Source organism: Thioalkalivibrio sp. AKL9 (genome assembly GCF_000377825.1).
Lineage (GTDB): Bacteria > Pseudomonadota > Gammaproteobacteria > Ectothiorhodospirales > Ectothiorhodospiraceae > Thioalkalivibrio > Thioalkalivibrio versutus.
Genome location: NZ_KB905103.1, coordinates 138,456 through 155,610 on the forward strand (window position 1 = coordinate 138,456; position 17,155 = coordinate 155,610).

Consider the following 17,155-nt stretch of genomic DNA (forward strand, 5'->3'; position numbering starts at 1 on the left):
TCGGAGCTGGCATTTTTCTCCGGCCCTCAGTTTTCGTGGCCACAAGCCAAAAATTGACACTTCCGGAAAACCCCGTGGACACCCCACCTAAAAATCACGGCGAGAGAGACACGGATTCTGGTGCGGCACCAGCTTCTAGACCCAGTTCGCGGCGGATATCTGCCGCCACCTTCGGCGTGTCATTCACTGGCATGTAGGCCCACTGGTCAAGCGCGCCGGTGAATGGCCGGGTTACCCCTTCCGCCTCCAGGGCGGAATGGAAGGCCTGCAGGCGACGACCGAGTGGCCCCAGGGCCACCGTGTACACCGGCACACCGGTCGCCGCCGCTTCCGAGACCATGGATACAGAATCGGCACTGACCACGATATGGTCGGCCGTTGCCAGCATCGCCATGAAGGGGTTCTCTCCCTGCCCGTCCCAGACAAACCCCGGGACATCCGCCAACCCCTCCACCAGTCGTCGGGTACTGGCCTCGCCCGTACGTCGCGAAGGGGTCACCAGCACGCTACCCCCGGAGGCTCCGGCCGCCGAACGCAGGTCACGGATCAGGGCATCCAGCCGCTCCTGGCCCAGATCTCCCCGCTGGGTGGCACCCCCGATCAGCACCGCGATCCAGGGCCGGGGAAATGCAGCCCAGGCATCCCCCAGGTCCGCACGCGCCGCCTCCAGCCGCTCGGCCGTCACCCGGTGCAGGGCGCCGCGCGTCGCGATCACGTTCGGGCCGGTCAGCCCATCGTGGCGCGGCGGCACCACCCAGTCGAAATGCCGCGGGGCGATCTGTGGATCCTGAATATGCACGGTCATGATGGCACCCCCGCTGGCGCGCCTGAGTGCCACGGCCACCGTGGCACTGCGGCGCCCGCAGGAGATCAAGAGGCGCGGCCAGGGCGGCGCCAGGGAATCGCTATCGGAGGTGAGCCCTCGCAATACGCCGGGCGCGAAGGAGCCGCGCATCCAGCGCCAGGGCGGACGCAGCCCCACCGTCTTGTGCTCATAGGGCAGCCCAACAGCCTCGGCCAGGCCACGGACCTGACTGGTCATCCCGGCTTCGCCGGTCGTCAGTGTCCAGCAGTAAGCCTCGGTCACAATGAAGCGTTCGTCGCCTGGCCTGCGGTCACGCCGGCACGCGGCGCTGCACAGGTGTGTCGGGAGAGGCCAGCTCGTGGCGATTGCGCCACTCTTCGGTGACGTAGTTGATGATCAACGAGCGTCGCACACCTTCCAGGGGGCGCCGATTGTAGCCATGCCAGGTGTTGTCCGCGGGCACGAATACCAGCGCACTGTTATACGTGCCTGGCGCCGTCTCGTAGTGCGTGTCCGCATCCACGTAGACGTCCGTGCCCCAGTTCTCGTAGCCGGGGTCGGTGGACAGGTACAGCAGCATGGTGAATTTTTTCACGCCAAGATCGGTATGCGGTGCCAGCCAGAAACCCTCGGTATCCAGGCAATGCTCGATGCGCAGGTAGTTGCCGCTGACGTCCACGCCGCACACCTCGTAGATCGCATCCAGCACCTGCGGGCTCTCGAACGCCGCTGCAACGCTTTCGCACACATCGGAGGCCCGCCGGTTCTCGACGTCGAAGAAGCGCCGCGAGCTGTTGTGCGTCTCACGCTTGCCCTCGGTGTCACCAATCGCGGGCGGCTCGAACGGCAGCGCCTCCACCGCGCGCGCCGCCGCCTCGGGCAGTATCGCCTGCGGATACCACCGCCGATACGGATACGCCTCCGACCGCGCGCGCCGAAGCGACGCCTCGACCTGACTTGCTACTTCAGCGGCGGTATCCATTTCTTTTTCCACTAAATTCAACAACGCCGCACAGTGTAGTGCAAACCAGGGGGATTCCACAAAAAACAGCGTTCAAACAGGCTGCTAGACTGGCGACAATTCCGATATCGCACCCCCCAAAGATCCACCGTTACCCAGGCCAACGCCATGACACCTTCAGACGGGCCCTTATCGGACCCTGATACAACCCCGTTTGGCACATATCGCCCCAAGGGGTTTGCCCACGCCTTACTCTGGATCGTGCGTCTAGGGCTGGCACGAGGCACGTTGTCGCGCCAGCTCAGAAGATTCTGGAACAGCCGCCTTCCAACCACCGTCGATATCGAACGACGAGACATCCGGTATCGGCTCAACGTTCGGGACAATGTCACCGACGCGAAAATACTCCTTTCATCGAAGGTCTACGACCGCGAGGAACTGGAGCATCTCGCGAACGCATGCGATGACGGCACGTTCATCGATATCGGCGCCAACACCGGGTACTACAGCCTGCACGTGGCGGCCGCCGGGGCACGCCAGGTCCTAGCCATTGAGCCCAACCCTCCGACATTCCGTCGACTTCTGTTCAACCTGGAATGCAATCGCTTTGCCGAGGCGATTCAAGCCCTCCCGCTGGCCATTGGTCCAAACGGTACCGCCATGCTGCACTTGGCCGAAGGACTGGGTTCCGCCTCGCTCAATCCGTCGGAACAGTCACGGGGCAACACGGTTGAGGTCCAGACCGAGCCCCTTCTGGATGTACTCACCAATGCCGGAATCGAAAGCATCGACGGCCTCAAGATCGACATCGAAGGATACGAGTACCAGGCCCTGGAACCGTTTTTCCGGGACGCGCCTCCATCGCTGCATCCTAGATGCATCGTTATAGAAAGCTGTCACGGGCACATCTGGGAAAAAGACGTCCTGGCCCTGCTTCGGGAGCATGGTTACCAAATCCAGAGCCGCTCACGGTCCAACTCGATCCTGCACCTGAGTTAGACCCGACCTCGGGCACCAGAACAATTAGCGCAAAGAAACGCACTACTCCACGAGGAAGCCAGCCCCATGGCAACTATTCTGCAAGTCTTGCCCGCCCTGGAATCCGGCGGCGTGGAACGCGGTACCCTGGAAATGGCTCGTGCCATCCAGGCTGCAGGAGAACGCTCCCTGGTCATGTCCGGCGGGGGCAGCATGGCTCCTTCGCTAGAAGCCGAAGGGAGCCAGCACTTCACCTGGCCGGTGGGCAAAAAGTCCCTGCGGTCATTGCGCCTGGTGCGCCCGCTGCGCAACTTCATACGCGAACAGGAAGTAGACCTGGTACACGTCCGCTCCCGCGTACCCGCATGGATCGTATGGCGCGCGTTACAGGGCATGCCCCGGACTGAACGCCCGGCCCTGGTCACGACCTTCCACGGGTTTTACAGCCCCGGCCGATACAGCTCGATTATGACCCGCGGGGACCGCGTCATTGCCGTCTCTACGAGCATCTCGGCCTACATTCAGAAGCACTTTCCGGCATGCCCGACAGAACGTATTCGCGTCATCCATCGAGGCGTGGATCCCAGTGAGTTCCCTTATGGCCATAAGCCAGGCGATGACTGGATTGAGGGCTTCATCCAAACCCTTCCGGCGCACGCCCGCGATCGAGCGCTTATAACGCTCCCCGGTCGCATCACGCGATGGAAGGGGCAACTGGATTTCGTGAAGGTCATGGATTCCCTAATCAAGCGGAACCTCCACGTCCATGGCCTTGTTGTGGGAGGAACGGAAAGACGCCGCCAGCGCTACGAAGCCGAAGTGCGCCAGGAAATCCAAGAACGGGGACTGGAATCCCACATCTCCTGGCTGGGACAGCGTTCCGATCTTCGGGAGATCATGGCGATGTCGTTCGCGGTACTTTCGCTCTCGCGCGAGCCAGAGGCTTTTGGCCGGGTCTCGCTCGAAGCTCTATCCCTGGGGCGACCCGTGATTGCCTACGATCACGGAGGCGTGGGTGAGCAGATGGCCGCTTTGTTCGGCGAGGGAACAATCCCGCCATGCAGGCCCGAACTGGCAGCAGACAGGATATCTGATTGGCTGAAAGGCTCCGCCCCGCGGCCAGCGCATCTTAGGGGGTTTACGCTCGACGAGATGCAAGGACAAACCCTCGACGTCTACCGAGAGCTTCTTTAAGACAAGCCGGACTCAGAGGGTGGACATGTTGGTCACACGCGATCACGCCAGTCGGAGGCGCTGCTCATTCTTGGTGGCCACCCGCGCCAGGCCCGGTTCTCTCACCCATCCCCTCGCCGCCGCGCTCAGGCACGGGCCTCTGATTGCTTGATTGAATGAGCGGTGCCAGCGCGAGAGCGACCACCAGCCAGAGAACCGCTGTCGTGTATGAACTGTAGACAGTCCAGTGGACGTTGATGGGGTTAAGAGCCACAAAGATCGCCACACCGGCTACGAGAACATCAGGAGAATCAACGGCCCCATGCTCTCTCGCACGCCGCCACAACGCCGAAAGAATCCCTAGCAATGCCGCGAGGTAGGCGAACAATCCCACAGCCCCGGTCGAGACCAGGACATCAAGAAAATACAGATGGATATGCGCGAATGGCATGTCAGAGTAGCCTCGCGCCTCCGCCACCGGCTCGACCCCTCGCACACCCACGCCAAGGATCGGCTCATCCATCGCCACGCGCCAGGAAGCAAGCCAGATCGTCCCGCGCTTCGCCGTCGCCTGATCCAGACCCTCAAGACTGAACTCGGACATCTTGGAGATGACCACCAGCCGGTCCCGGGTTTCCGGTGACACCCACAGCGCCAACGCGACGCCCAGCACAAGCACCAGGGCGAAGGCTGACACGGTCCTAATTCGCAAGCGGTAGAACCAGATCAAAAAGGCGCCGTAGGCAACCAGCGTGATCAATGTCGCCAGCATGGCAGCCCTGGAACCCGAGAGGAGAATCGCGATGACCACGATCAGGGGCAATACCGCGGCCAGGCGATTGCGAGAAGCCAACCGGCGGGATGCCTCCAGGACGAACGGAAGCAAGTGGGCCAGCACAATGCCAAGGCGCATGTTCGGGTGAAACAGACCGTCGATCCGGCGCCCGTTGTACGGATAGCCCAGCACGTTTGCACCAGCAACAAACTGAAAAACCGCGTCGAGCGACCAGAATACGGCCAGCGCCAGCACAACGTATAACAGGGGAGTAGCCACATCACGGCGACGCGCAACCCACAGCAGAGGAAGTATCGCAATCGCGAACAATGGATAGGTCAGGGCTGTCCGGAGGGCTCGGTCGAAATCGACCGCCACGGTCAGTGACACCAACTGCGGCACCCAGAGCGCCAACAAGAGCAGCAATGCCCAGCGGATCCACCGCTCCGCCCACAAGCCGGGCAACCTGAGAGCGATCAAAACAAGACCGGCGAGAGAGAGTGCCGCCAGTGGGAAAAATGCCCCCGTCCCAAAAGGCAGAACAAACAAGGCCAGCCCCACCAACCCCAGCACAAGACCGAAGATCCAGCGCTCTTGCGCGCTATCCGCCGAATCGCCCCCAAGTGCCTTACCGAGAAAAGTCATGCCCACCCCTATCCGAAGGCGCGTGATCTTAGCGCAAATTGGCACTCGCGTGACCCAGCAGCTCGGCCGCCGAGCCGCACCATGACACGGCATACAACCCTGGGGGATAATTACCGATGCAAATGACTCGGGGGTCCCATGCAAAACCAAGCAGGTTCAGTCACGATCGAAGTAGGCGCAGGCGAGTTGCTGGACAAGATCACGATCCTGAAGATCAAGAATGAGCGCATCAGCGATGCCGAGAAACTCCGGAACATTCGCCATGAGCTGAATGTGCTCCAGGAAACCTGGGTGCAAGCCGGTTTGCACAGCCCCGAGGTCCAAGAGCTCGAGCGGGACCTGCGCGAAGTGAACTCCAAGCTATGGGACATCGAGGACGAGATCCGCGAATGTGAAGCGAAAAAGGATTTCGGTGAACGCTTCGTACAGCTGGCGCGGTCGGTGTACATCACCAACGACGAGCGCGCCCGGATCAAAAAGGCCGTTAATACACTCTGCAACTCGGCGATTGTCGAGGAAAAATCCTATTCGGACTACAAAAGCTAGGCGGGCCGAAGGTCCGCGAGCACTTCCCGCAACACGGTCTCCATCGGGAGTTCCTTCAGGTCGTCCGCCTCGATAGCCCGGAAGTTGGCGCGGGACAGCCCCGTACGCACGGGCGATGCATGCGCCCCGAACAAGGCAAGCCCGGGCTTGCCGAGACAGGCCGCAACATGCGTCGGCCCGGTGTCGTTCCCGACCACATAGGAGGCACCCCGCATCACACCCGCCAATCCGAACCAGTCGAGCACCTCGTCGTTAGTGCCAAACAAGGGCGTCGCGGATATCGATCGGCAGAGCTCGATCTCATCGGGCCCGGGGACAGTGACGACTTGATAGTCCGTCCGGTTGGCGATCGCGGCTGCCAGGGTCGAGTAATAGGGCCAGCGTTTCTCGGGATGGCTGGCGGAGGATCCGGGGATAAGAACCAGGTACTTTCCGGTCACGCCACCTGCCTGAAGGATGGGCGTGACTTCATCCGCCATCCAGCCAATGTCGGGCTCAAGGGTATGGGACGTGTCCAACCCTGCCCTCGCAAGCTGTCGCTGGAACGCGGACAGGGCCGACTCTTCGCCACGCTTGCGCTCGCCGAAAACCCAAGCGGCGCGATTCAGGATGTAGCGGCGATAGATCGACGTTCGGCTGGAATTCTGCAGGTCGTAGACGAGATCAAAACGCTCACCCCGCAGCATCCGCGCCAGACACCACCATCGCAAGGGCTCACGCGCCTTGGGCCGAGTTTCGGTCAACACGCGATCCACGTGTGGGCAGCGCTCGAAGATCGATCGGTACGGCGGCGTCGTCAACACGACGAGTTCATCGCCCGGGTGATGCTTCCGGATATCACGTAGCGCTCCATCCACCTGGACAACATCGCCGAAGGCGCCGTGTTTGATTACGAGGATTTTGGCCATACGGCTTTCGCCCCACTCCCCCGAGTCAATTGGAGCGGTGGGATTTGGATATCAGATCAAGAAGACCTGACAATTCAGTCGTCGTCTTTCAGGATGAACTGGGTGCCGCAGTAGGGGCACAGGTAGCGGCCGTCGGGGGTCTCGTCGATCGGGAGAAAGACGCGCGGGTGCGAGGACCACAGCGCCATCGTCGGCGTGGGGCAGTGCAGCGGCAGGTCCTTGCGCGTGACGGTGATTTCAGTCTGCGCGTTCGCGGTCGGGTACTGATCCTGGTGGTGGGCGGTATCGGGGTTCACCATGGTTTTTCTCGCATCCGGTTGACGGAAAATTTGGGCGTCTCAGACGAAGGTCAGCCAGCCCTCATGGCGGCTGTCCCGGCCCTGTACCACATCGAAGTAGCGCGACTGCAGGCGCTCGGTGATGGGTCCGCGGGTGCCGGAGCCGATCGGGCGGTCGTCGACCTCGCGGATCGGGGTCACCTCGGCGGCGGTACCAGTGAAGAAGGCCTCGTCGGCGATGTACACCTCGTCGCGGGTGATGCGCTTCTCGATGACGTCCAGGCCCTCCTCGTGCGCCAGCTCGATGACCGTGCGGCGGGTGATGCCGTCCAGCGCGGAGGTCAGGTCCGGGGTGAACAACACGCCGTCGCGCACGATAAAGATGTTCTCGCCGCTGCCCTCGGCCACGTAGCCCTCGGTATCCAGCAGCATGGCCTCGTCGTAGCCGCAGCGGGTGGCCTCCTGCAGGGCCATCATGGAGTTCATGTAGTTGCCGTTGGCCTTGGCCTTGCACATGGTCACGTTGACGTGGTGCCGGCTGAAAGAGGAGGTGCGAATCCGAATCCCCTTCTCGATACCCTCGTCGCCCAGGTAGCTGCCCCAGTGCCAGGCCGCAACCATCGCATGCACCAGGAGGTTGTCGGCGCGCAGGCCCATCCCTTCGGAGCCGAGGAAGCACATCGGACGCAGGTAGGCGCTTTCCAGCCCGTTGTCGCGCACGGACGCGATCTGGGCATCGTTCAGCACCTCGGCGGTATAGGGGATGGTCATGCCGAGAATCTTGGCCGAGTTGAACAGCCGCCGGGTGTGGTCCTGCAGGCGGAAGATCGCGGGGCCGCGCTCGGTCTTGTACGCGCGCACGCCCTCGAACACCCCCATGCCGTAATGCAGCGTGTGGGTGAGCACGTGGGTCTTCGCCTCGCGCCAGGGCACCATCTGCCCGTCCAGCCAGATCACCCCGTCGCGGTCGGCCATCGACATTGTCTTGTTCCTCTATGTGGTCTCGTTCGCGGCCGATTCCGGCTCGCCGAACAGGTCATTCCAGGCATCGATCACGCCATCGCGCACGGCGCAGAGCTCGTCGTCGGGCTTCTCGACCCGGGCGTCCAGGCCGGCCAGCGTCAGGCGGTGGATGCGGTTGCGCAGATCGCGGTAGGCATCCGCCAGCGCCTCGCTCAACGCCGCGTCGATCACGCCCTCGCGCCCCAGTGCATCCAGCGTGCGGATCTTGTCCGGCCAGTCACACACGGCGGGATGATCGTGAGCAGATACCAAAACCCAGTATTGAACCATGAATTCGATATCAGTGATACCGCCCCGGTCGCGCTTGAGATGGAAGCCGTGGCCCCGCTTCGAGGCATGCTCGGCCAGCATGCGGTTGCGCATCTCGACCACCTCGGCGCGCAGTGCATCGGTATCCCTTTCACGAGTCAGCACCTCGCGACGCAGGGCATCGAACTGCTCGCCCAGTTCGGCATCCCCGGTCACGAAGCGCGCACGCACCAGCGCCTGATGCTCCCAGGTCCAGGCCGACTCGTCCTGGTAACGCCGGAACGCCTGCAAGCCGCTGACCAGCAGACCCGCGGTACCACTGGGGCGCAACCGGGTATCCACCTCGTACAGGCGGCCCGCCGGGGTAAAGGCCCCCAGCAGGTGCACCACCCGCTGGGCGACGCGGGCGAAGAATTCGGTGTTGTCGATCACCTTGGGCCCCGCGGTCTGCGCCTCGTCGCCCTCGCTGTCGTGCAGGAACACCACGTCCAGGTCCGAACCATAGCCCAGCTCGAAGCCACCCAGCTTGCCGTACCCGATCACCGCAAAGCGCGCGACGCGGCGCGCATCCGTGGCCCCGCACTGCGGCTCGCCGTGGCGCTCCACCATCTTGTCCCAGGCCAGCTGCAGCACCCGCTCCAGAAGCACCTCGGCCAGCCAGGTCAGATGGTCGGAGATCTTCATCAGCGGCAGGAAGCCCATGATGTCGGCGGCCGCCACGCGCAGCGTCTGCACCTGCTTGAACTGGCGCAGCCGGTCCAGCATCTGCTCGTGGTCCTGCCCGGGGAACTGCGCCAGCTCGGCCTCCAGCTCCTCGCGCAGCCCGTCACGATCGGGCGGCGCGTACAGCGCGCGCGGGTCCAGTAGCTCGTCCAGCAGCACCGGGTGGCGGGTCAACTGCTCGTTGATCCACGGGCTGGCGGCCACCAGCTTGACCAGCTGCGACAGCGCCAGGGGGTTTTCCACCAGCAGCGACAGGTACACCGAGCGCCGGGCAATCGTGCGCACCATCTGCAGCGCCCGCGGCAATACCGCATCCGGCGCGTCCATCTCCGCGATCGCCCCGATCAGCAACGGCATCAGGCGGTCCAGGCGCTGGCGCCCGGTCACGCTCATCGCGCGCACGCCCGGACTCTCGCGCAGATCGGCGATCCCGCGCAGAGCCTCGTCCGCATCCTGAAAGTCCATCGCCTCCAGCACCGCCCGGGCATCCGCCTCCGGCAGCGAGCCCTGCCACAGACGATTGAGCTGCTGCTCGCGCCCGGTCTCGGGCGAGGCCTCCATGGCCTCGCCGTCCGCGCGCTGCGGGGCACTGAATACCTGCTCGAAGTGAGCATGCACCCGCCGCTGCTCGCGCAACAGCGCCATCTCGAAGGCCGCCTCGTCGTCGAACCCCAGCGACAGCGCCAGTCGATGCCGGTCCTGACCATTGGAGGGCAGACGGTGGGTCTGCTGGTCATTCAGCATCTGCAGACGGTTCTCTACCCGGCGCAGGAAGCGATAGGAACGTTCCAGCTGCTCGACGGCGTAGCCGGGCAGCAGGTCGCGCTCCTGCAATGCCGTCATCACGCCCAGCAGGTCACGCCGCTGCAGCCCCTGGTCGCGCCCCCCGCGGATCAACTGGAACGACTGCGCGATGAACTCAATCTCGCGGATCCCGCCCTCGCCGTGCTTCACGTCCTCGAATCGACCGCGCCGCGCCGACTCGTCGTTAATCATCTGCTTCAGTTCGCGCAGATTGGCCAGCGTGCCGTAGTCCAGATAGCGCCGGTAGATGAACGGGCGCAGCCGGCGCATCAGGCGCGCCCCGGCCTCCGGGTCGCCCGCCAGCGGACTCGCCTTGATCAGGGCGTAGCGCTCCCACTCGCGGCCGTGGGCCTGGTAGTAGTCCTCCATCGCGTCGAAGTGCATCACCAGCGGTCCGGAATCCCCGAACGGGCGCAGGCGCATGTCCACGCGATAGCAAAAGCCGTCCGCAGTCACGTCCGACAGCGCTGCAATCAGCTGACGCCCCAGGCGCTGGAAGAATTCCTGATTCTCGATCACGCGCTTGCCATCGGTCTCCCCCGCCTCCTCGAAGGCGAAGATCAGATCGATATCGGAGGAGAAGTTGAGCTCGCTGCCACCCAGCTTGCCGAGGCCCAGGACCACCATGGACTGGGCCTCGCCCGCGGGGCTGCGCGGCTGGCCGTAACGCTCCTGCAAATGGCGGTCCAGCGATTGCAGGCCACCCTCAATGAGGGAGCGGGCCAGACGGCTCAGGTCGTGCATGACCTCGTCGAGGTCGGCGTGCCCGGCCAGGTCGCGCCAGGCGATGCGGATCATCTCGCGATGCCGCGTTTCGCGCAGCGCGTGACGCAGCCCGGCATCGTCGGTCACGGCCTCCAGGCGCGCCTGCAGCGTGCGCTCGAAGTCCGCATCGTCACACGCCGGTATTTGGCCGTGTGGATCCAGCGCCTCGAGCAAGTACTCCGGATGCTGACGCACTGTCTGCACCAGGTAGTGGCTGAAGGCGAACGGGGCCGGCGTCGACACCAGGAAGGTGTCCGGCCAGGCGAGCTTTTCGTCCAGCTCGGCCAGCAGATCGCGGACCTCCTGCTCCAGCGGCGGCGACAGGCGAGCGGGGGATTCGGGCAGGGGCTTGTCCATGTGCCAAGCGTATCAGCGTTGCGGCCCGGGGAGACCACCCCATGGCACGTACCAGCCGCGGGGTATTGACTTGGATGAGAACACAAATAACAATCGTTCTCGTCTACCCGGCTATCCGCCGCATGAATCCACACGAGGACCGCTCGCCATGAACTTTCGCCCGTTTGCCTGGCTGATCGCCACGGCCGCCGCCATCGCCGTCAGCATGCCCCTGGTCAGCTGCAGCCCCGCCGACCAGGACGAGGTCAACCTCTATTCGGCGCGCCAGGAAAACCTGATCAAGCCGCTGCTGGACGACTTCACTGATCAGACCGGCATCCCGGTCAACCTGGTGACCGGCGGGGCGGACAGCCTGCTGCAGCGCCTGCGCCACGAGGGCCGCAACTCACCCGCCGATCTCTTCATCACCGTGGACGCGGCGCGTCTGCACCAGGCCAGCGAGGCCGGCGTGCTGCAGGCGGTCGAATCGGACGTGCTGCGCGAGAATATCCCGGAGCGCTACCGCGACCCGGACGGACAGTGGTTCGGCCTCTCGTCGCGCGCGCGCCCCATCCTCTACCACAAGGACCGCGTGGACCCGGCGGAACTCTCCACCTACGAGGCCCTGACCGACGCGCAATGGGAGGGCCGGATCTGCATCCGCTCCTCCAGCAACGTGTACAACCAGTCTCTGGTGGCCGCGATGATCGCCACCGAGGGCGCCGAGGCCGCCCAGGACTGGGCCGCCGGGATCGTGGCCAACATGGCGCGCCAGCCGCAGGGCGGTGACCGCGATCAGATCCGCGCCGTGGCCGACGGGGTCTGCGACGTCGCGATTGCCAACACCTACTACCTGGGCCTGATGCTGGACGGCGAGGGCCGTGATCGCGAAGTCGCCGAGCAGATCGGGGTGTTCTGGCCCAACCAGGACGGCCGCGGCACCCACGTGAACATCAGCGGTGCCGGCGTCACCGCGCATGCCCCGAACCGGGACAACGCGATTCGCCTGCTGGAATTCCTGTCCTCCACCGAGGCGCAGGAGTGGTACGCCGAGGTCAACCAGGAATACCCGATCCGCGACGACGTACCGGCCAGCGACATCCTCCAGAGTTTCGGCGAATTCCAGTCCGACGACATCGAGCTCTACCGTCTGGGCAACCACAACGCCGAGGCCGTACGCATCATGGACCGCGTCCGCTGGCGCTGATGCTCGTCCACGACACCCCACTCACTCTCGCCCCCGGTCCTCCGGGGGCGTTCTGTTGGGCACCACAGAACGCGGGGAGGGCACAGGGCCGGGCATAAGGCGCGGTGTAGCGACCGGGGTCGCGGCACATGGCCTCGACAATCCGCCAGTCACAAGGCGGCCATAGTGGTATTCGAAACAAGAACCTTTATTATTCGCAATCCATGACCGCCCAGACCACCAACCCGCCCGCGACGCCTGCGAATCCTGCGGTTCGCCAGCGCCTGCCGTTCAGCCCGTGGTCGGCGGTCGCCATCGTCGTAGCGCTGACACTCGCCCTGCCGATCCTGGTCATCTTCGGGCACGTGTTCATCCCCGCCGGCGAGGTCTGGACCCACCTGCGCGAGACAGTCCTCGCGGACTATGTCGTCAACTCCCTGGCCCTGCTGATTGGCGTCGGGATCGGGGTGCTGGTGATCGGGGTACCGGTTGCCTGGCTGGTCAGCGTGTGCGAGTTCCCCGGCCGTTCGATCTTCCAGTGGGCGCTGATGCTGCCGCTGGCCATGCCGGCCTACATCATTGCCTACACCTACACCGGCATGCTGGATTTCAGCGGTCCGGTACAAAGCCTGATCCGTGAACTCACGGGACTGGGTTACGGCGAGTACTACTTCCCCGAGATCCGCTCGCTGGGCGGCGCCATGGCCATGCTGACACTGGTGCTCTACCCCTATGTCTACCTGCTCAGCCGCGCCGCCTTCCTCGAGCAGTCGGTCTGCGTACTGGAGGTCTCCCGCACCCTCGGCGCCGGTCCCTTCGGCGGCTTTCGCCGGGTCGCCCTGCCGCTCGCGCGCCCGGCCATCATCGCCGGGTTGACCCTCGCGCTGATGGAAGTGCTGGCCGATTACGGCACGGTCGCTTACTTCGGCGTGAGCACCTTCACCACCGGCATCTTCCGCACCTGGTACGCCCTGGGCGACCCGGCCGCAGCGGCCCAGCTCGCGGCCGTGCTGCTGACCTTCGTATTCGTACTGATCGTGCTGGAACGCTGGTCGCGGGCCAAGGCGCGCTTCCATCACACCAGCCGCCGCTACTCGACCCTGCCGCGTTACCAGCTACGCGGCTGGAAGGCCACCGCGGCCTTCCTCGGCTGCCTGTTTCCGGTCCTGCTGGGCTTCCTGCTGCCGGCCCTCCAGCTCGGACTGTGGACCGTGCAGACCACCGAACAATGGATGAACCCGGCCTTCGGGCGGCTCGTATTCAACAGCTTCTGGCTGGCCATCTCCGCGGCCGTGATCGCGGTCGTCCTGGCCCTGGTCCTAGCCTATGCGCGGCGCATGGAGGGCGGGCGTTTCACCGCGGCTGCCGTGCGCGTCGCCGGGATGGGCTACGCGGTACCCGGCATCGTGATCGCGATCGGCGTGATGATCCCGTTCGCCGCCTTCGACAACGCCCTGGACGGCTTCATGCGCGACACCTTCGGGGTATCCACCGGCCTGTTGCTGTCGGGCACGCTGTTCGCCCTGCTGTTCGCCTATGCCGTGCGCTTCCTCGCCGTCTCGCTGCAGACGGTCGAGGCCGGGCTGGGCAAGATCCAGCCGAGCATGGACGATGCCGCCCGCTCGCTGGGGATGCGTCCACTGCAAACCCTGACCCGGGTACACCTGCCGATCATGCGCGGCACCCTGCTGACGGCATTGCTGCTGGTATTCGTCGATGTCCTGAAGGAGCTTCCGGCGACGCTCATCCTGCGCCCGTTCGACTTCAACACCCTCGCGGTGCGCGCCTTCGAGCTGGCCAGTGACGAGCGCCTGGCCGAATCCTCCAGCGCCGCCCTGGCCATCGTGCTGGTCGGGCTGGTTCCCGTTATCCTGCTTTCCGTGACCATCGGCCGCTCGCGCCCCGGCCAGCAGGGCCCGACCCGCGCGGCGGACGAAGAATCGCCGCAAAAACCCCTCGCCATGCCCGCAGGCACGACGAATACGCCATGACCCAGCCCATCGAAACCACCCTGCAGGTGCCCCATACCCCGCTGATCGCCCTGGATCGAGTGGATATCGGCTATGACGGTACCGCCGTGGTCCATCAGGTCTCCCTGGCCCTGCCCAAGGGCCAGATCGGCTGCCTGCTGGGCCCCTCCGGCTGCGGCAAGACCACATTGCTACGGGCGATCGCCGGCTTCGAGCCCCTGATGGCGGGGAGCATCCAGCTGGACGGGCGCAGCGTCAGCGATGCCCGCAGCACGATCCCGCCGGAGAAGCGCGGGGTCGGCATGGTGTTCCAGGATTTCGCCCTGTTCCCGCACCTGAGCGTGGCCGACAACATTGGCTTCGGCATCCGCCACTGGAGCCGCAAGGATCGTGACGAGCGCATCCGCTCGCTCCTCAAGCTGGTGGGGTTGCCGGGCTATGGCGAGTCCTACCCGCACGCCCTGTCCGGTGGCCAGCAGCAACGCATCGCCCTGGCCCGGGCCCTGGCCCCGCGGCCCAAGCTGCTGTTGCTGGATGAGCCATTTTCCAGCATGGACGTGGAGCTACGCAGCGAACTGGCCCGCGAGGTCCGGCGCATCCTGCGCGCGGAGAACACCACCGCCATCCTGGTCACCCACGACCAGAACGAGGCCTTCGCCTTCGCCGATCGCATCGCGGTGATCCACCAGGGCCGCGTGGCCCAGTGGGACACTGCCTACAACCTCTACCATCGCCCGGCGGACCGCTTCGTCGCGGACTTCGTCGGCGAGGGTACGCTGATCCCCGGCATGGTCTGCGCCGAGCACGTGGTCGATACCGCCTTTGGCCAGATCGAGGGCACGCTGTCGGAACAGCTGCCGCCCGGCACCGCCGTGGACGTCCTCGTGCGTCCGGACGACATCGCGATCGACAACGAAGCGGGCACCATCCGCACCGAGATCCTCGACAAGGCCTTCCGCGGGGCGGACTTCCTCTACACCCTGCGCCTGCCGGACGGCCTCAGCGTGCTGTGCATGGCGCCCAGCCACGACAATTTCGTCATCGGCGAGCACGTGCGCCTGCGCCTCGACTTCACCCACCTGGTAGTGTTCTCGCGCGGCAGCGGGGTCGACTGCCCGGCCTCCTGACCCTGGCGCGCTCCGCAGCCCGCCAGGGTCGTTGGTGCAGGCCCAGCGGGAACTCGCGTGATTTCGCGCGTTCCGATGTCGACACGCTCCCCTTTCCGCAACCGCTATCATCGTTTCATGACCCACGCTCGCGCCCCTGTTGTCCGCCGCCCGGCCCGCACCGGGCTGGGCGTGGTTGCGATGCTGCTCGTCGCACTGGCGGGCATCCCGGGGGCGGCCGGTGCGCAGGACGGCTCCACCCCCGGCTTGCAGATCGAGGGGGGTACCGACGCTCAGCGCAGCAATATCCGCAACAGCATCAACCTGGCTCGCCACCCCTGCGACTTGCCCGGGTTTCGCGAGGGCCGCGTGTTGCGCGACACCGAGGCGCGCGCCACCGATGCCCTGCGGGCGATCGGCTTCTACGACCCCGAGCTGGATCTCGATTTCGAACGCCACGAGGCCTGCTGGGATATCCGCATCACCCTGGACCCCGGCCCGCCGACCACGGTGGAGCAAGTGGACCTGCAGATCACCGGCGAAGGAGCCGGCGATCTCGGCTTCGAGGCCGTGCTCAGCCAGACCGAGATCCGCGAGGGCGACACCCTGCGCCATGATCGCTACGAGGCCCTGCGCAACCGCATGACGCGGATCGCGTCGGATCGCGGCTATTTCGACGCCGATCTCCACACCCGACGCCTGGAAGTGGACCGCGACACCCGCAGCGCGACCATCCGCCTGCACATGGATACCGGCGATCGCTACCGCGTGGGGCGGGTCCACATCGACCAGGACATCCTCTCCGAGGACTTCGTCCAGCGCATGGTGCCGTTCGCGGCGGGTGACCCGTACAGCTCGGCGCAGATCATCGCGCTGCAGCGCAATCTGAACGACAGCGGCTACTTTGGCGGCGTCCGTGTGCGCCCGCAACGCGACGCGGCAGAGGGACTGCAGGTCCCGATCCTGGTCGAACTGGAACCGCGCAAACGCCACAGCTACGAGGCCGGCATCGGCTACTCCACCGATATCGGCCCGCGTATCCGGCTGCGCTACGAACATCGCTACGCCAACCGGATCGGCCATCGCTACCAGGCCGAGATCGAGGCGTCGCCGGTGCGTTCCGGGATCGGCTACAACTACGAGATCCCGCTGCGCGACCCGCTGCGCGAACGCCTGAACCTGTTCACCACCTATCGCACGGAAGACACCGACACCCAGCAGTCCGATCGCTTCCAGGTCGGCGCCAACCGGGTCCTGCAGCGCCGCAGCGGCTGGCAGACCACCGAGGGGCTGCGCTACGAATACGAGGACTACACCGCCGGCGAGGATGACAGCGGCCGTAGCCGGTTGCTGATTCCGTCCTACCGCATCAGCCGCATGGACGCGGACGATCCCATGACCCCGCGCCGTGGCTACCGCTTCGAGACCACCGTGCAGGGCGCACGCGAAGAGATCCTGTCCAGCACCTCCTTCGCCCAGGTCCTGGCCAGTGGCAAGGTGGTTCGCGGCATCGGCACCGGCCGGGTGCTGGCCCGAGTGGATGCTGGCTTCACCGACGTGGACTCGGTCAGTGACCTCCCCAGTTCCCTGCGCTTCTATGCCGGTGGCGACGCCAGCATCCGTGGCTACGGCTACCAAAGGGTGGGGCCGCGCAACGAACACGGCGACGTGATTGGCGGGCGTCACAAGGTGGTAAGCAGCCTTGAGTACGACTACCCGGTCGTCGGCAACTGGAGCGCCGCGGCCTTCGTCGACGCCGGCAACGTCGTCAACGAGTGGGACGAGTTCGACCCCGTCTACGGCGTCGGGATCGGTGTGCGCTGGCGCTCCCCGGTCGGCCCGCTCCGCGTGGACCTGGCCCACGGGCCGGACTCGGACGATGACTTCCGCATCCACTTCTCCATGGGTCCGGACCTTTGAGACC

General features: G+C 65.1%; 14 protein-coding genes. 7 read left to right on the forward strand and 7 right to left on the reverse strand.

All coding sequences use genetic code 11. From position 1 onward, the window contains the following. Window positions 1–94: 94 nt before the first annotated feature. Together D573_RS0100705 and D573_RS0100710 are read right to left on the reverse strand one after the other, a co-directional pair. Entirely contained in the window at window positions 95–1,087 is a 993-nt protein-coding gene (locus D573_RS0100705) for a mitochondrial fission ELM1 family protein (protein ID WP_018939156.1), read from the reverse strand. Between the two features lie 28 nt (window positions 1,088–1,115). Further along, the gene (locus D573_RS0100710) at window positions 1,116–1,787 is read right to left on the reverse strand and encodes a 2OG-Fe(II) oxygenase (protein ID WP_018937301.1); all 672 of its coding nucleotides are present in this window, start codon (window positions 1,785–1,787) and stop codon (window positions 1,116–1,118) included. A 267-nt stretch (window positions 1,788–2,054) separates the two neighbouring features. Between D573_RS0100710 and D573_RS0100715 the strand changes: the two genes are divergently transcribed. Beyond that, the gene (locus tag D573_RS0100715) at window positions 2,055–2,765 is read left to right on the forward strand and encodes an FkbM family methyltransferase (RefSeq protein WP_018937302.1); all 711 of its coding nucleotides are present in this window, start codon (window positions 2,055–2,057) and stop codon (window positions 2,763–2,765) included. A 66-nt stretch (window positions 2,766–2,831) separates the two neighbouring features. Further along, entirely contained in the window at window positions 2,832–3,938 is a 1,107-nt protein-coding gene (locus tag D573_RS0100720) for a glycosyltransferase family 4 protein (RefSeq protein WP_018937303.1), read from the forward strand. A 64-nt stretch (window positions 3,939–4,002) separates the two neighbouring features. Here the strand turns inward: D573_RS0100720 and D573_RS0100725 are convergent, their stop codons facing one another. Next, window positions 4,003–5,337 (reverse strand): O-antigen ligase, encoded by a 1,335-nt coding sequence (locus D573_RS0100725; RefSeq protein WP_018937304.1) that lies wholly within the window; start codon window positions 5,335–5,337, stop codon window positions 4,003–4,005. A 138-nt stretch (window positions 5,338–5,475) separates the two neighbouring features. Here D573_RS0100725 and D573_RS0100730 point away from each other — a divergent pair, with 138 nt between their 5' ends. After that, on the forward strand, window positions 5,476–5,883 hold the full coding sequence (locus D573_RS0100730; RefSeq protein WP_026287876.1) for a DUF6165 family protein: 408 nt from the start codon (window positions 5,476–5,478) through the stop codon (window positions 5,881–5,883). On the opposite strand, the gene D573_RS0100735 is transcribed toward D573_RS0100730, so the two are convergent. The 4 genes from D573_RS0100735 to glnE all read right to left on the reverse strand — a co-directional run bounded on the left by D573_RS0100735 (window position 5,880) and on the right by glnE (window position 10,990). Next, the gene (locus D573_RS0100735) at window positions 5,880–6,791 is read right to left on the reverse strand and encodes a glycosyltransferase family 9 protein (protein WP_018937305.1); all 912 of its coding nucleotides are present in this window, start codon (window positions 6,789–6,791) and stop codon (window positions 5,880–5,882) included. The two genes, D573_RS0100730 and D573_RS0100735, sit on opposite strands and share 4 nt — an antisense overlap. Before the next feature lie 74 nt (window positions 6,792–6,865). Beyond that, window positions 6,866–7,090, reverse strand: a complete 225-nt coding sequence (locus tag D573_RS0100740) for a zinc-finger domain-containing protein (RefSeq protein WP_018145221.1) — start codon at window positions 7,088–7,090, stop codon at window positions 6,866–6,868. Between the two features lie 39 nt (window positions 7,091–7,129). After that, complete coding sequence (locus D573_RS0100745; protein WP_018168999.1) at window positions 7,130–8,050, reverse strand: branched-chain amino acid transaminase; 921 nt, start codon at window positions 8,048–8,050, stop codon at window positions 7,130–7,132. A 12-nt stretch (window positions 8,051–8,062) separates the two neighbouring features. Next, window positions 8,063–10,990 carry a bifunctional [glutamate--ammonia ligase]-adenylyl-L-tyrosine phosphorylase/[glutamate--ammonia-ligase] adenylyltransferase gene (glnE, locus tag D573_RS0100750; protein ID WP_018937306.1) on the reverse strand — a complete coding sequence of 976 codons (2,928 nt, stop codon included), beginning with the start codon at window positions 10,988–10,990 and terminating at the stop codon, window positions 8,063–8,065. Between the two features lie 148 nt (window positions 10,991–11,138). Here glnE and D573_RS0100755 point away from each other — a divergent pair, with 148 nt between their 5' ends. From D573_RS0100755 to D573_RS0100770, 4 genes are all read left to right on the forward strand, one after another. Beyond that, window positions 11,139–12,176, forward strand: coding sequence for a Fe(3+) ABC transporter substrate-binding protein (locus D573_RS0100755; RefSeq protein WP_018937307.1), 1,038 nt, complete (start codon window positions 11,139–11,141; stop codon window positions 12,174–12,176). 203 nt (window positions 12,177–12,379) lie between these two features. Continuing rightward, window positions 12,380–14,146 (forward strand): iron ABC transporter permease, encoded by a 1,767-nt coding sequence (locus tag D573_RS0100760; RefSeq protein ID WP_018937308.1) that lies wholly within the window; start codon window positions 12,380–12,382, stop codon window positions 14,144–14,146. Beyond that, window positions 14,143–15,252 (forward strand): ABC transporter ATP-binding protein, encoded by a 1,110-nt coding sequence (locus tag D573_RS0100765; protein WP_018649635.1) that lies wholly within the window; start codon window positions 14,143–14,145, stop codon window positions 15,250–15,252. Before D573_RS0100760 ends, D573_RS0100765 begins: the two co-directional genes overlap by 4 nt. A 75-nt stretch (window positions 15,253–15,327) precedes the next feature. Beyond that, window positions 15,328–17,151: an autotransporter assembly complex family protein gene (locus D573_RS0100770; protein WP_018937309.1), complete on the forward strand. Its 1,824-nt coding sequence runs from the start codon at window positions 15,328–15,330 to the stop codon at window positions 17,149–17,151. Window positions 17,152–17,155 lie beyond the last annotated feature (4 nt).

Excerpts from the sequence above, each read along its gene's own strand:
- glnE (WP_018937306.1), bottom strand. The coding sequence starts at position 10,990 with ATGGACAAGCCCCTGCCCGAATCCCCCGCTCGCCTGTCGCCGCCGCTG.
- D573_RS0100740 (WP_018145221.1), bottom strand. The coding sequence starts at position 7,090 with ATGGTGAACCCCGATACCGCCCACCACCAGGATCAGTACCCGACCGCG.
- D573_RS0100770 (WP_018937309.1), top strand. The coding sequence starts at position 15,328 with ATGTCGACACGCTCCCCTTTCCGCAACCGCTATCATCGTTTCATGACC.
- D573_RS0100725 (WP_018937304.1), bottom strand. The coding sequence starts at position 5,337 with ATGACTTTTCTCGGTAAGGCACTTGGGGGCGATTCGGCGGATAGCGCG.
- D573_RS0100760 (WP_018937308.1), top strand. The coding sequence starts at position 12,380 with ATGACCGCCCAGACCACCAACCCGCCCGCGACGCCTGCGAATCCTGCG.
- D573_RS0100720 (WP_018937303.1), top strand. The coding sequence starts at position 2,832 with ATGGCAACTATTCTGCAAGTCTTGCCCGCCCTGGAATCCGGCGGCGTG.
- D573_RS0100730 (WP_026287876.1), top strand. The coding sequence starts at position 5,476 with ATGCAAAACCAAGCAGGTTCAGTCACGATCGAAGTAGGCGCAGGCGAG.
- D573_RS0100745 (WP_018168999.1), bottom strand. The coding sequence starts at position 8,050 with ATGTCGATGGCCGACCGCGACGGGGTGATCTGGCTGGACGGGCAGATG.
- D573_RS0100755 (WP_018937307.1), top strand. The coding sequence starts at position 11,139 with ATGAACTTTCGCCCGTTTGCCTGGCTGATCGCCACGGCCGCCGCCATC.
- D573_RS0100765 (WP_018649635.1), top strand. The coding sequence starts at position 14,143 with ATGACCCAGCCCATCGAAACCACCCTGCAGGTGCCCCATACCCCGCTG.
- D573_RS0100710 (WP_018937301.1), bottom strand. The coding sequence starts at position 1,787 with ATGGATACCGCCGCTGAAGTAGCAAGTCAGGTCGAGGCGTCGCTTCGG.
- D573_RS0100735 (WP_018937305.1), bottom strand. The coding sequence starts at position 6,791 with ATGGCCAAAATCCTCGTAATCAAACACGGCGCCTTCGGCGATGTTGTC.